Source organism: Acinetobacter sp. 766875, from assembly GCF_000582055.1.
Lineage (GTDB): Bacteria > Pseudomonadota > Gammaproteobacteria > Pseudomonadales > Moraxellaceae > Acinetobacter > Acinetobacter nosocomialis.
Genome location: NZ_JEXX01000001.1, coordinates 420,797 through 435,157, shown reverse-complemented (window position 1 = coordinate 435,157; position 14,361 = coordinate 420,797). Strand labels below are relative to the sequence as shown.

Sequence of the window (14,361 nt, the reverse complement as noted above, 5' to 3'; positions counted from 1 at the left end):
GGAAATCACATATGTCTCTTAAATAATCATAACGCTATTTTTCTTCTGCATTTGCTCTACAATTTCATCGGACTCAAAACCAAATCGCCAGTAGAGTAACTCCAGCACATCAAGTTCATCTTGAGTAATAATGCGGTCACTCCATAAACACATCTCAGCAATTGCCAAAATACTTAGACGGTCACGAAGTAAAAGGCCAGCAATGTCATTTAAAATTTCAGCCAAGTCTAAAGGCTCATCCGAAATTTCATCATAAATATGCATTTCATCTGGGTTAAGTAAAGAACGCAAAATACGCTCACGGACTTCCAACTGGTTTGGACTATTAATTTGCTGCACATGAAGTAACGCATCAATTAAACGAACTATTTGAGGTTTCACTTCTTCAAATGCTGTTGGCAAATGAAGTGGCATCAAGTTCAATTCATATTTGACCCGCTCTAATAGTAGCGCATCAAGCAGTCCGATCTCTCCATCTTCCTGAATAATAAGTGCTAGTTTTGTCAAAAATTGACGCGCAATACTTGCAGGCATATGGCCAATATTTTTACATGCGTCATGAAATATCTGAATATGAATACGACCATCCAGATTAAGCAAAGCATCGACTATCGAATGGCTTACAGGGGCTTCTTGCGGAATAAATTCTCGATATTGACGAATCATTAAAATCGCAACCATCACCTCACGTGAACCAGTGGCTGTTTGCAATGCACGCTGAATAAGTTCAGGGCGTTTTTTATTACGTCGGATATCACTACTTAAAGGCTTGATCGCATCATTTAATGCAAAGCTAATTGGAGAAAGACGCAATAATGGCAGCGGTTGTGGTGATGACCACGGAATATAGATTTCCGTCTCAGATTCTTCTAATGAACGGAAAAGACTAAATAAAGGCCTATTGCGAAGTTTCTTTAAATTTTCTAATTGTAAATCTTGCAGTAAAGTTGGATTAAGTTCGTAAATACGTTCACGAATGCTCGGGTGAATATTCATCCAGCTTTGAGGGCTAAGTGAATTTGCAAAACACATATGCGCGATTGATTCAGAATAAGCACTATGAATTTGTGATCCTGAATGGTGAACATAAATACGTAATAATGTTTGGGTATTCGTACTATTTTTTAGCAACCGCATAGTTTTTTGGTCATTGCGAAATGTGCGGCCACTTAATGTTAAATATTTAATAAAGCGAGTGATTAAAACACCTAAACTTCCTGCTAACCAAATCACTCCACCAACAGCTACAAACACAGTCTCGAACTTATGCTTATAACCCGGACTGTAGCGCTTAAAACCTTGTTTTGCGAGCTTACTGCCCCATTGACTGAAGGTCGTTAAACCGCTGTATAAAATTTTTAATTTAGTATTTTCTACAGCCTCACCAGATAAAATTTGGTTAAATTCATGACCCAGTAAACCATACAGCTCTAGTTCATCTAGATTCTGTAAAGCTCCCCAAGTCAAAATAATGACAATATCATTTGAGTGAAAACCTGCAGTTAATGCATTTACACCTACTTCATCAGGCAAAACATAGAGAGTTGGAACGTTAAGAGAAAATGTTTGCGCCAAATGTTCTGTAATTTTTAATGCCGCATGTTCTTCTGGTGTACTCTCGCCTTTTACCAAACGACGTGCTTTAAGCTGTTTGGCAAGGGAATGACCACCTTTACGTAAAATGTAAAGCTCGGTCACCACCGACCAAACCATAATAAAAAGCAAAAGAGCAATAAAATAGGGACTTAAAGCATGCCACCAAATCGGTTGGCTATAATCAAAAAAATGAACAAGTAAACCTAAAATGAGATTTAAAATAAAAATAGTCAAAAGCACAGCGACCAAACACATAGTGATGGACCATGCCATATTTTTATTTTCGATTAAATAGTGGCATACTTCTTTCAATGTAAATATTCCCAATTACATTGTTAAGTTTCATCATAAAAGAAAAAAGCGGGAAACACCCGCTTTTTTCGGCTATTTCTATTCTTCTTTAATACCCGTCAAATCTACTGACGCTGCATCAATATTGACATCAATATAACCATCTTTTTTCTTTTTCGCAGAATCATTACGCTTCTGTTCCAAATTATTCAGATAGTCTGCATCAATTCCACCAGTTACATAGATACCATCAAAAACAGAGCAATCAAACTCAGTTAATGTAGGAACCTTACTTGTACGTACGGCGTTCTTCAAGTCTTCCAAATCTTGGAATACTAAACGATCAGCACCAATAATTTCTTGGATTTCTTCTACACTACGTTCTGAAGCAATAAGCTCAGTTTTAGCAGGCATATCGATACCATATACGTTTGGATACATCACTTTTGGTGCTGCTGAAGCAAAGTATACTTTTTTCGCACCTGAGTCACGCGCCATTTGAATAATCTCATTACACGTAGTACCACGTACAATAGAGTCATCAACCAATAGAACGTTCTTGCCTTTAAACTCCAACTCAACCGGGTTTAATTTCTGACGTACAGATTTTTTACGCTGTTGCTGACCCGGCATAATGAAAGTACGTCCGATATAACGGTTTTTCATAAACCCTTCACGGAACTTCACACCAAGAATATTTGCAAGTTCTAATGCAGAAGTACGGCTTGTATCTGGAATTGGAATAACCACATCAATATCATGGTCTTCACCCCAGTCACGCAAAATCTTATGCGCTAATTTTTCACCCATTTTTAAGCGGGCTTTATAAACTGAAATACCATCAATAATTGCATCTGGGCGAGCAAAATAAACATATTCAAAAATACATGGGCGATATTTTGGGTTAGCCGCACATTGTTTAGTGAATAACTGACCTTCAGCATCAATGAAAATTGCCTCACCTGGTGCGATATCACGTTCGATTTTAAAACCAAGAGCAGTAATCGCCACAGACTCAGATGCAATGATATATTCCATCTCGCCTTGTTCAGTCACACGCGAGCCATAAATCAGTGGACGAATACCATTTGGATCGCGGAAACCAACCAAACCATGACCAGTGATCATAGCAACTACGCCATAAGCACCTTGGCAGCGCTCATGAACACGAGAAACTGTATGAAAAATATCTTCAGCTGTAGGATTTAACGTTCCTTTCTTTTGCAACTCATGTGCAAAAACGTTTAAAAGAACTTCTGAATCAGAATCAGTGTTCATGTGACGCAAATCTGTTTTAAACAGGTCATCATGAATTTCTTCTGCATTGGTCAAGTTACCATTATGCGCAAGTGTAATACCGTAAGGTGAGTTCACATAAAATGGTTGAGCTTCAGCACTACTAGCAGAACCCGCAGTTGGGTAGCGCACATGACCAATACCATAATTACCAAGTAATGCTCTCATATGACGAGTATGAAAAACATCACGCACCATACCGTTATCCTTACGAAGGAAAAGACGGCCTTCATGGCAGGTTACTATTCCAGCTGCATCTTGCCCACGATGTTGCAACATCGTTAATGCATCAAACAACATTTGGTTCACTGGCGATTTACCGGCTATACCAACAACTCCACACATAGCAACCTCGCAGACAAGCTAGGAATTAATAAAAAGGATTCTTTGTTGAATGGTCGGGCCGGATTTCTGGTTCTTCCGACTCGTCCATTGGTTTTGGAGAAGTGCGAGATACACCGCCTCCAGATGTTATCTGATGAAAAGCCTCACTTGCTGCCCCTTTAGAAAGCTCCGTGGCTAAAGGTGCGTAAGGCAATAAAAACTGGATAAATTTGGATTGCTTCCAATGAGGTGAACTTTCTACCCAAGGACCAACACCTTGCATAGTAATAAGAACAACCAATAAACCCTTCAACGAACCAAAAGCACCACCTGCTAAACGATTCAATGGCCCCAATTTTAAACTTTTCAAGAGGCCATTTAAAAATGCGGTGACGATCCAAGTTAAAACAATAATAATGAGTGCAATAAATGCAAAAGCTGCAATCTTTTGAACCACCGGATCCTGACTTAAACCCGACATTGACGGAGCTAGAAGAACAGCATATTTTGCACCCATAATTAATGCAAAAATCCATCCTACCAAGTTCGCAAAGGCTTTTATAAATCCTTGTCGCAAACCGTTTAGCCCCCCAATGAGCAAAAGTATTAGAATGATGATATCAATAGTGTTCATGTTCAATTAGGTCATAGCTTCAACACATTGCTTTACAAGCATTGGTCCCGTATAGATTAGACCACTATAAATTTGAACAAGTGTTGCTCCAGCTTGTTGTTTTGCTAAAGCTTGCTCACCAGACAAAATACCACCGACACCGATTAAAGGAATTTGTCCTTTCAATGATTGAGCAAATAAACGTAAACATTCTGTACTTTTTTCAAATACAGGCGCACCTGACAAACCGCCTGACTCATTACCGTAAGGCAGGTTTTCCACCCCTTCTCTCGACAAAGTGGTATTGGTCACAATAAGACCATCAATTTTAAAATCTAATAATTGAGCAGAGATAAACTCAACATCTTCAGCTGTTAAATCCGGAGCAACTTTAAGTACTAGAGGAATATAATGGTTATATTGCTCAGCCAACTCAAGTTGACGCGCTTTTAAGGTTTGCAGTAATTCAGTTAACGCATCACCACTTTGTAAACTACGTAAGTTTTTAGTATTCGGTGATGAAATATTGACGGTAATATATGAAGCGTAGTTATAAACTTTCTCAAGACAAATTAAGTAATCATCAACTGCTTTTTCGACAGGCGTATCAGCATTTTTACCAATATTGATTCCTAAAATGCCTCTAAACTTTGAAGCTTTGACATTTTCAATAAGTTTATCAACACCATCATTATTAAAACCCATACGGTTAATAATGGCTTTAGCTTCAGGAATACGAAATAAACGTGGTTTCGGATTACCCGATTGCGGACGAGGTGTAATTGTACCAATTTCAATGAAACCGAAACCTAATCCGGCTAATGCATCAATATGAGCACCATTTTTATCTAGACCTGCTGCCAAACCTACCGGATTAGGAAACTCGATTCCCATACATGTAGTAGGTTTTGCTTCTACGGCCTGACGCATCATGCCTAGCTTATGCGCTTTATCAAGCATGGATAATGTTAATTCATGGGCACGCTCTGGTGCTAAACTAAACAACATCGGGCGAGCAAGTGAATATAACATACCAATCACAGTCTACTGATTTTAGGTACGCATATTATAGGCACAGGCAGCACAAAACACCATGCTTGACATAAGCATATTTTGATATGTTATTGAACTGTCGCTGTTAATTTAATCTGACCTTCGCTTGAAACCATTTCCATCTTCTGAATACTAAGACCCATCTGTGCAAGTTGTGTTAAAAAGTTAGCTAAAATTGCATAATTCTGATGCGTTACAACAATTTGTAACTGCTCTCCATTTTGCTGAGAAGTCACGGTTAAACCTTGCTGTTGAGCCACCCTTTGTATTTTTCCAGACTTATCAAGTTCAAGCTCATTTGCAGGCTTCATAGTAACTGCATTACTTTGCATCCACACCATCAGATCTTTTAAATCATTTAAGCGTTTTTGCTGTTGTTCTGCCAAGGCATGCATTTTCCAAAGTGAAGATCCAACAATAGCCACTACCACAAAAACTGTAGTAAAGACCACCATAACGCGTTCACGGACAGTTAAACGATCTAGGTATTGAACAACTTGTTCAATCCAATGATCAAAACGATTCTGCAATTGAGCTAACATTTTCATTATTGTATTTTCACCACCCCAATTGCCCCACCACCATTTGCTTGGACATTACCTAGCTCAGCTTTAAATCCTTGCTGATTTAATTGTTGTGTCAAAGCTTGTAAATCATCTGCCGATTTTGCTTTTAATGCCATCGTTAAAATTGAAGCATCATAATTAAGTTGCTGAGCCAAAATCTGTCTTTGCATTAAAATAGGTCCAACACGGCTTAACAAAGAAAGTGCTTGTGTGTCACCTTGTTGACTCATTCTTAAATGACTTTCAAATTGACCTTTAATATTTTGTTCAGTCACACGACTAGATGGTCCAAACCAGTATTTATATTGTTCAATTGTTTGGTCAGCAGTTAGATTTGCTACTTTTTTCAATTTGACCCAACGCAATAGATCATAGCTAAACTGAACTACAATAATTGCTAAAATAACGGCAGCACATGCCTTCCAATAACCAGAAAAAGTACGCTCCTGACCTTTTGATTTTGGTAAAACATTAAAAGGATGCTGCTTAGTTTTATCTAATGGCTGAAATTGATAAACGAACTCAGAACGTTGTTCTGTACTTGAAGCTGCTTCTAAACTTTCTAGTTGCTCTGGTGTTAAACCACTATATTGATAATGTTTTTCAGCTGACTGAAATTCTAAAAAAAGCCCCAAATCATCAATTGAATTACCCAACCATTTATTTTCACGCACCAAAAGTTGGTGATTAATATTACACAGAATAACTTGCTCGGTTTGCGGCTCTGGCAATATTAGAAAATCTGGTAGCAAGGAAACAAGTTTGGTTGGCAACAAAGCCAAAGAATGTTGCCATGTCTCGACCATCCCTTGAGTGACACCCAAGACAGTTAACTGATCGGCATGAAAATGGTGAACCACTTTCATATGATCAATCGGTAAAGTCACAAACTCTTCAAGTAGATATTTAACCCCATCAGCCCCCAGTTGTTTGTAGTGGGACTTCGCCATAGTTTGCTGAAGCATTTGTGCATGACGACTCGGAAAAAAAACCGTAGCTTCTTTTCCTTGATGTATTTGCAAGTCTTGTATTAATTGATCGAGACTCGCAGCCTGCAACCAGCTCTCTCCGTTAGACCAATGCCATATTCCATTGGTTTCAGGCATCCATATATACAGCATGTTGGCGAAATAACCTTTTTAATTATATTGTGGGTATAAAACTATTTTTTTGTGTTGATAAACCATTTGCAATAACAGCTTGATCATAAATTCTAGCTTCAGCAAGCGCAAATGGATTGAAATTTTCATGAGTAAGTAACTCTGCAATATGACCTATTACATTCATATGGCAAACCACTACAATCGACTCATAAGGAATTTGAGACAACCATTCAACTGCTTCTTTTGCATCATCATCTGGCTTAATCTTATCGCATAACAGCACTGGCACATCTTTAAAATAAGTCTGGATATGTGCCAAAGTTTCCTGAGCACGCAACAAAGGACTAACAACAAAAATATCCGGTTTTACAATGTCTTTTAAAAATGTTGCTGTTTGCTCAGCCTGTGCATGTCCACGCGCAGTAAGGGGACGTTTAATATCATTACCATTAACTGGTGGAGCAGCTTCCCCATGACGAACTAATGTCAGTTGCATAAAATTTCCTTGTTAATAATTCTGCATTATAACCACAATTTATGACATTTATTCGTCAGACTTCATGATGAGGTAAAACAAACTCCACATCACTACGATGACCATTTTTCATAAGAGAAAGTGCAATATTTAATGGTGGAGCACCTTCAAAAATGACTTCATATAAAGCATTGGTAATTGGCATATATACATCTAGTTCTTGTGCTTTACCACGCACTTGGACAATTGTATTAATACCTTCAGCAGTTTGCCCCAATTCTTTACTTGCTTGATCAAGTGTCTTGCCAGAACCTAATGCATATCCGATTTGATAATTACGGCTCAATGGACTATTACATGTCGCAAATAAATCACCCACACCAGATAAACCTAAAAATGTAAGCGGGTTTGCGCCCTGCTTTACCGCGAAACGGCTCATTTCAGCCAAAGCACGCGTTAAAATCATACTTTTGGTATTTTCACCAATTTTATATGCAGCCCCAATTCCCATCGCGACTGCATAAATATTCTTAAGTGCACCGCCCAACTCAACTCCATGCACATCATCGCTACCAAAAACACGGAATAACGCACTATGAAGCGCATGCTGCACGGCATAACGGACGAGTTCAGAATCACTAGCAATCACTGTACCAGATGGCATCCCTGCCATAATTTCTTTGGCAAGGTTTGGACCTGACAATACACCATAGGGAACTTCTGGTAGTTCTTCACGAATAATATCGCTCATAAAACTAAATGTTTTAGCTTCAACACCTTTGGTTAAAGATACAACTGCTTGTGCAGTAATATAAGGAGCAATTTGTTTTAAGACATCGCGGAAAGAATGGCTAGGAATTGCAACTAAAATAATATCTCGGTCACATACCGCTTGCTCAAGATCAGACACAGCACGTAGTGAAGATTCTAAAGTAAAGTCTGGTAAATAACGTTTATTAATATGGGTTTTATTAATTTCTTCTGCTGTTTCAGCATCACGAATCCAGATCATGGTATCGCAGCCATTACGAGCAGCTAAATTCGCCATGGCTGTACCAAAGCTACCGCCCCCTAAAACGGTAATACGTAGTGCCGTTTTTTTATCGACCGCAACAGGTTCCACCAAATCTGTAAACTTAAATTCAGCCATGCTTTATTATCCTATTTCTTACTTTTACAGACGCTTAAGCCTGCCAAACTTTTACGAATTCTTTACTTTCAATATCTGCACGCGGTGCAATTGCTTTAGCTGCTGTGCCAACGTAAATAATACCTGAAATTAAATCATGCGGTTGCAGACCTAAATGCTGTTTTAACCAAGTTGATTCAACAACAGCACCACTACGCCACATAGTTGAAAACCCCTGAGCTTGCAAAGACAACAAAAGATTTTGTACTGCCGCACCAGTACTTAAGATTTGCTCAAAATGTGGCACTTTTGGATGATCTTGTAACTGTGTAAGAGCTAAAATCAGTAGCGGAGCGCGAAAAGGATGTTGCTTAACACGTTCCAGCTGAGCGGGGTCAGATTCTCCTAAATCTACCAATGCTTTTGCTAAAACCTCACCAAAAGCAGCACGTTGTTCACCAGAAATAACGACAAAGCGTGTTGGCTTAAGCCTATGATGATCTGGAGCAGTTAAAGCAGCCTGAAAAGCCAACTCTAATTGATCTGAGTTTGGAGCTGGCTCAATTAATTGGCCAATAGACTGACGCTGATGAATATTTTGGTGAATTATTTGTATTACTGAATCCGTCATTAATATTGATCTAACTCAAAAATTCGAAATAGATTAGCATAATCTACCGTTAATCCACCATGGAATCTAGCCTATAAACTTAGTGAACTTATAGTTTGACATTTTTTAATACAAAACTTCAAAACTCATACAACGTATTCAAAATCAAATAGAAAACTTATGTTCAAATAGCTATGTCTTTTAGCGATTAACTTAGGTGAATCATGAAAAAAATAATTTTAGCGAGCGCAATGAGCGGCGTTGTTTTATTACTTGGTGCTTGTGCTACCACTCCTAAAAATACTTTAGCAATTCAAAAAGAAAATAATCAATTTGAAGTGACTGGTATTGGCAAAACTAATTTAATTGCAAAGAATAATGCAGTTACTGCCGCACAAAAAACGTGCTCTAAGAATACAACTCCTGTTATTGTTGATGAAAAAACCACTTATCATGGTGTATTAAAAGATGTAGTAAGTGAAAAGACGGGTCAAATGGTAGAAGCCGCTGCAGGTGTTATTGGTACTTTAACTGGTAAAAATGCATCTTTAGCAAAAGATGACGACTATCAAACCACTCTTACCTTCTATTGTAAAATTAATTAATTGAAAAAAATCCCAATCAATTGATTGGGATTTTTTTATTAGCAATACCCCTCTAATCGGGTAAGTGGTAGTTTTTTACCAATTGCTTTTTCAATTTCTGGTAAATAGAAAGCATCATCTTCAGACAAGAAACTAATACTTACACCTTGTGCACCTGCACGACCTGTACGCCCAATACGGTGAACATAGTCATCAGACTGCTCAGGTAAAGTGAAGTTGATAACATGCGACACGCCATCTACATGAATACCACGACCTGCAACATCCGTTGCAATCATGATGTTATGCTTCCCTTGCTTAAACTGCTCTAGCATTTTCAAACGTTTATCTTGAGCAATCTCACCAGATAGCATTCCTACTTTATATCCATCTTTTTTCAAATGGTCATAAAGACGGCGCACTTGATCACGGCGGTTGGCAAAGATCATGACTTTATCAATTGGTTCTTCGCGTAAAATATCTTGTAAAAGACGATATTTATCTTGTTTAGCTACAACATAAACACGTTGTTCTACATCGTTATTGGTCTTTTGTTCAGGCTCAATTTCAACTGTTACAGGCTCAAACAACCACTGTCTTGCTAAATTTAAGACGTCGTAACTAAAAGTCGCCGAGAACATCAGGGTTTGACGTTGTTCCTTACGTGGTGAATAACGAACAATACGTTTTACCGAAGGAATAAAGCCCATATCTAATAATCGGTCAGCTTCATCAATCACCAAAAATTCAATTTGATCGAGCCAGACTTCTTTTTGTTCTACAAAATCGATTAAACGTCCTGGTGTAGCAACCATGATATCGACAAAATTAGCATCAAGTTGCTTCTTCTGCTTATCAAAATCAACACCACCCAATAGGGTCACTAAATGTAAATTAGAGAATTTTGTGAGAAACTTTGCATCGCTTTCAATTTGCAAGGCCAACTCACGAGTAGGCGCCAAGATTAAAGCACGAGGTTCGCCACGGAAACGTTGTTCTTTAACCGGATTATTGAGTAAATCATTAATTACACTAATCAGAAAGGCAGCTGTCTTACCTGTTCCTGTCTGTGCTCGCCCAATTGCATCGTGCCCGGCTAATGTATATTTTAAAACCTTTTGCTGAATTGGGGTCATTTGAGTAAACCCTAAAGCATCAATCGCCTTTTTAAGTTGCGGATGTAAATTCAAGGTTTCAAAACCAGATGTCATAAATACGCGCTCTAACAAACAATCTCTCGAATGAGAAGATCATTATAAACAAAAACGCCCCAATTCAAAAATTGGAGCGTCCATGATTCATCAAAAAGATGAATTAGTCTTAGTCTAAAGGCTGAACGTTTTCAGCTTGAAAACCTTTTTGACCTTGTACAACGCTAAATTCTACACGTTGACCGTCACGTAGAGAACGGTGACCGTCACCTACGATTGCACGGAAGTGAACGAATACATCGTCGCCGCCGTTACGTTGAATAAAACCAAAGCCTTTAGTGTCATTAAACCACTTTACTACGCCTTGTTCACGAGCTGTCATAAGTCAATCCTCAGATGATGAAAAAAGGACCTTCCGGTGTTGCAAACAGCAGAGCAAACAAGGTTTTAAAATTTTTATAATCTTAAAGCTTGTAATCATTCTGTAAAACTATCAACAATTTCCGGTTACATCCATTTGTTATAGGTTATTAAAACAATTTAACTGTGTGGTAATTCCTAAAACGGTTCGAGCTTAACACGGGTTTATGACAATTAATAGAATTTTTTTCAAATATTTCCCCTATTTTTAGCTCTTTTTTTAAACAGTTTATTACAATAATTTTTATGTATTCCTTTAGCTCTTAATTTTTATAAAACACCTAGAGTTCGTAAAAAAATTTGTTAAAATATTTTTTTTAGTTGTTTTTAAAATGAATGAGCACTACTTCTTCTGCTATAGCACCTATTGAAATTAATGCCCTTGGTCAACCATGTCCAATGCCTTTATTAATGTTAAAACGTGAACTTAAGAAAGTATCAGGAAAGCAGCTATTTTTATTGAAATCATCTGACCCGCATAGTGAAATTGATGTAACGCGTTACTGCACTTTACATCATTTTATGTGTCAAACCATGCAGATTTCAGAAAGAGAATTTCACTATTTAATTGAAACTCAATGATTCTTTGTTAAAATCTAAGATTAGAAACTGCATAAAATTTTACATTTTTCTACCCAATTTTCCTTAATTATGAAGCCAATTCAAATTAAGATGAATTTATTGGTTAATCCATCCTATCCTATAAGGAGAACTCATGAGTGACAGCAGCAATCAATTGATGCCCCTGTCATTGTCTGCGCCCGGTGTAAACCTTGGTGCATATATCAGTACTGTCAATCAGATTCCTATTTTAACGGCCGAGCAAGAAAAAGAACTTGCTGAACGTTATTATTATGACCAAGATCTTGATGCCGCAAAAATGCTGGTAATGTCGCATTTACGTTTTGTCGTTCATATTGCGCGCAGCTATGCAGGTTATGGCCTCCCTCAAGGCGACCTTATTCAAGAAGGTAACTTAGGCTTAATGAAAGCCGTAAAACGTTTTGACCCAAACATGGGCGTACGTCTCGTATCTTTTGCCGTCCACTGGATTAAGGCAGAGATTCATGAATACGTTATTCGTAACTGGCGTATTGTAAAAATTGCAACAACTAAAGCTCAACGTAAACTTTTCTTCAACTTACGTAGTTTGAAAAAATCGAGTAAAAAATTAACACTCGAAGAAGCCCAATCTATTGCTAACGACTTAAATGTAACTCCAGAACAAGTTTTGGAAATGGAAGGTCGTTTAACTGCTTATGATGCTGCTTTTGAAGCGCAAGGCGATGATGACGACGATACTCCACATACAGCACCTGCGTTGTATCTTGAAGATAACCGTTACGACCCTGCTCGTTTAGTTGAAAATGAAGACTGGGAAGAGCAAAGTACATCTGCTTTACATGATGCAATGGACCAGTTAGATGATCGTTCGCGTAATATTTTGCAGCGCCGTTGGTTAGATGACGATAAATCTACCCTACATGAGCTTGCTGCTGAATATAATGTATCAGCAGAACGTATTCGTCAGCTTGAAAAAAATGCGATGGAAAAAATTAAAGTCGCTATGTCAGCAAGCTAAAGTAAATAAAAAATAAGAGGGCGGCCAGCCCTTTTGTTTTATCTGGCTATGTTTAGCCAACCTATTCTATGGTAACGTTGCCTTTCATTATTCAGTTGCGTTTTTTGTTATGTGGATTGCCATTTCAGCCCTTAATCTTGCTTTTGCAGTCATGTTGGGTGCTTTTGGAGCACATGGTCTTAAAGCTCACGCGAGCCCTGAACAAATTGCTTGGTGGCAGACTGCAACCGACTACTTTTTTTATCATGCACTTGGGCTATTAGCCCTTGGTATTCTAAGTAAGGTTCTTCCCCATTTCCCAATCAAGTTATCTTTCTTGCTTATTCAGATTGGCATTCTGTTCTTTTGTGGTTCGCTTTATATCATGGCATTAGGTTTACCACGCATATTAGGTGCAATTACGCCAATCGGTGGAGCCTTAATGATTGCTGGATGGCTAGTTTTGGCTTGGAATGCTTTCAAATACGCAAAATAATCGGAATGTGATCATGCAAATTTATTTAAATGGCGAATTAACGGACACGCCTAGCCAAAACCTTTTGCAACTCATTCAGGAGTTGGCACTTGAAGGAAAACGTTTTGCTGTTGAACACAATCAGCAAATCGTACCTAAAAGCAAATTAGAGCAAATTACGATTGCTCAACATGACCGTATCGAAATTATTCACGCTGTTGGCGGCGGCTAAGTCGGAGTTATCCATGCAAGACACCCCTCTCATTATTGGTTCACGTTCTTTTCAATCTCGTTTATTGGTAGGAACAGGGAAATATAAAGACTTAAATGAAACGGATTTAGCTATTCAAGCCAGTGGTGCTGAAATCGTAACTGTCGCAATCCGCCGCGTGAATATTGGACAAAATCCAGATCAACCGAATTTACTTTCAGTTATTCCACCAGAAAAATATACTATCTTGCCAAATACCGCAGGTTGTTTTGATGCTGACAGCGCAGTACGTACATGTATGTTGGCGCGTGAGTTACTCGATGGTCATAACCTAGTAAAGCTTGAAGTGTTGGGTGATGAAAAAACCTTATATCCAAATGTAACCGAGACTTTAAAAGCCGCTCGTACTTTAATTGATGACGGTTTTGAGATTATGGTCTACACCTCTGATGATCCAATCATTGCACAAGAACTTGAAAGTATGGGCTGTGTTGCAATTATGCCTTTAGGTAGTTTGATTGGTTCAGGTTTAGGTATTTTAAACCCTCACACCATTTCAATTATTAAAGAAAATGCGAAAGTACCAGTTTTAGTAGATGCAGGTGTTGGTACAGCAAGTGATGCAGCTATTGCGATGGAACTTGGTTGTGATGGCGTGCTGATGAATACAGCAATTGCTGCTGCGCAAAATCCTATTTTAATGGCTTCTGCAATGAAGAAAGCTATTGAAGCAGGACGTGAAGCATTTTTAGCTGGACGTATGCCACGTAAACGCATGGCAAATGCTAGTTCACCTGAGACTGGTTATTTCTTTAAGTAATCATTAATTTTGCCTAAATTTTAAAGCACGATAACAAAAGCTATCGTGCCAAGTGGCATGGATGCCACTGTTGAACAGGGGCC

General features: G+C 38.3%; 17 protein-coding genes. 6 read left to right on the top strand and 11 right to left on the bottom strand.

The window, feature by feature from the left end; all coding sequences use genetic code 11:
- Positions 1-18 precede the first annotated feature (18 nt).
- The 9 genes from J576_RS01980 to J576_RS01940 all read right to left on the bottom strand — a co-directional run bounded on the left by J576_RS01980 (position 19) and on the right by J576_RS01940 (position 9,077).
- The gene (locus J576_RS01980; RefSeq protein ID WP_002049148.1) at positions 19-1,908 is read right to left on the bottom strand and encodes a M48 family metalloprotease; all 1,890 of its coding nucleotides are present in this window, start codon (positions 1,906-1,908) and stop codon (positions 19-21) included.
- A 78-nt stretch (positions 1,909-1,986) separates the two neighbouring features.
- Positions 1,987-3,528 carry an amidophosphoribosyltransferase gene (gene purF, locus J576_RS01975; protein WP_002049153.1) on the bottom strand — a complete coding sequence of 514 codons (1,542 nt, stop codon included), beginning with the start codon at positions 3,526-3,528 and terminating at the stop codon, positions 1,987-1,989.
- A 25-nt stretch (positions 3,529-3,553) separates the two neighbouring features.
- On the bottom strand, positions 3,554-4,141 hold the full coding sequence (locus tag J576_RS01970; RefSeq protein WP_002049156.1) for a CvpA family protein: 588 nt from the start codon (positions 4,139-4,141) through the stop codon (positions 3,554-3,556).
- A gap of 6 nt (positions 4,142-4,147) precedes the next feature.
- A complete protein-coding gene (locus J576_RS01965; protein WP_002049313.1) occupies positions 4,148-5,152 on the bottom strand; it encodes a quinone-dependent dihydroorotate dehydrogenase in 1,005 nt (334 codons plus the stop codon).
- A gap of 89 nt (positions 5,153-5,241) precedes the next feature.
- Complete coding sequence (gene gspM / locus J576_RS01960) at positions 5,242-5,721, bottom strand: type II secretion system protein GspM (RefSeq protein WP_002049124.1); 480 nt, start codon at positions 5,719-5,721, stop codon at positions 5,242-5,244.
- Positions 5,721-6,860 (bottom strand): type II secretion system protein GspL, encoded by a 1,140-nt coding sequence (gspL, locus tag J576_RS01955; protein WP_025467745.1) that lies wholly within the window; start codon positions 6,858-6,860, stop codon positions 5,721-5,723. Before gspL ends, gspM begins: the two co-directional genes overlap by 1 nt.
- A gap of 22 nt (positions 6,861-6,882) precedes the next feature.
- Entirely contained in the window at positions 6,883-7,338 is a 456-nt protein-coding gene (locus J576_RS01950; protein WP_002049122.1) for a SixA phosphatase family protein, read from the bottom strand.
- Between the two features lie 55 nt (positions 7,339-7,393).
- The gene (locus J576_RS01945) at positions 7,394-8,467 is read right to left on the bottom strand and encodes an NAD(P)H-dependent glycerol-3-phosphate dehydrogenase (RefSeq protein ID WP_002049214.1); all 1,074 of its coding nucleotides are present in this window, start codon (positions 8,465-8,467) and stop codon (positions 7,394-7,396) included.
- A 34-nt stretch (positions 8,468-8,501) separates the two neighbouring features.
- Positions 8,502-9,077, bottom strand: coding sequence for a nitroreductase family protein (locus J576_RS01940; RefSeq protein ID WP_002049223.1), 576 nt, complete (start codon positions 9,075-9,077; stop codon positions 8,502-8,504).
- Positions 9,078-9,280: 203 nt separating this feature from the next.
- On the opposite strand from J576_RS01940, the gene J576_RS01935 reads away from it, so the two are divergent.
- Positions 9,281-9,661, top strand: coding sequence for a putative periplasmic lipoprotein (locus J576_RS01935; protein ID WP_002049100.1), 381 nt, complete (start codon positions 9,281-9,283; stop codon positions 9,659-9,661).
- Between the two features lie 38 nt (positions 9,662-9,699).
- Here the strand turns inward: J576_RS01935 and rhlB are convergent, their stop codons facing one another.
- A complete protein-coding gene (gene rhlB / locus J576_RS01930) occupies positions 9,700-10,851 on the bottom strand; it encodes an ATP-dependent RNA helicase RhlB (protein WP_002049290.1) in 1,152 nt (383 codons plus the stop codon).
- 109 nt (positions 10,852-10,960) lie between these two features.
- Positions 10,961-11,173, bottom strand: coding sequence for a cold-shock protein (locus J576_RS01925; protein WP_000126912.1), 213 nt, complete (start codon positions 11,171-11,173; stop codon positions 10,961-10,963).
- Between the two features lie 374 nt (positions 11,174-11,547).
- On the opposite strand from J576_RS01925, the gene J576_RS01920 reads away from it, so the two are divergent.
- The 5 genes from J576_RS01920 to J576_RS01900 all read left to right on the top strand — a co-directional run bounded on the left by J576_RS01920 (position 11,548) and on the right by J576_RS01900 (position 14,278).
- The gene (locus J576_RS01920; RefSeq protein WP_002049159.1) at positions 11,548-11,793 is read left to right on the top strand and encodes a sulfurtransferase TusA family protein; all 246 of its coding nucleotides are present in this window, start codon (positions 11,548-11,550) and stop codon (positions 11,791-11,793) included.
- Between the two features lie 133 nt (positions 11,794-11,926).
- Positions 11,927-12,793, top strand: coding sequence for an RNA polymerase sigma factor RpoH (gene rpoH, locus J576_RS01915; RefSeq protein ID WP_002049311.1), 867 nt, complete (start codon positions 11,927-11,929; stop codon positions 12,791-12,793).
- A gap of 109 nt (positions 12,794-12,902) precedes the next feature.
- Positions 12,903-13,268 carry a DUF423 domain-containing protein gene (locus J576_RS01910; protein ID WP_002049118.1) on the top strand — a complete coding sequence of 122 codons (366 nt, stop codon included), beginning with the start codon at positions 12,903-12,905 and terminating at the stop codon, positions 13,266-13,268.
- Between the two features lie 13 nt (positions 13,269-13,281).
- Entirely contained in the window at positions 13,282-13,479 is a 198-nt protein-coding gene (thiS, locus tag J576_RS01905) for a sulfur carrier protein ThiS (protein WP_001167820.1), read from the top strand.
- A 13-nt stretch (positions 13,480-13,492) separates the two neighbouring features.
- Positions 13,493-14,278 carry a thiazole synthase gene (locus J576_RS01900; RefSeq protein WP_002049185.1) on the top strand — a complete coding sequence of 262 codons (786 nt, stop codon included), beginning with the start codon at positions 13,493-13,495 and terminating at the stop codon, positions 14,276-14,278.
- Positions 14,279-14,361 lie beyond the last annotated feature (83 nt).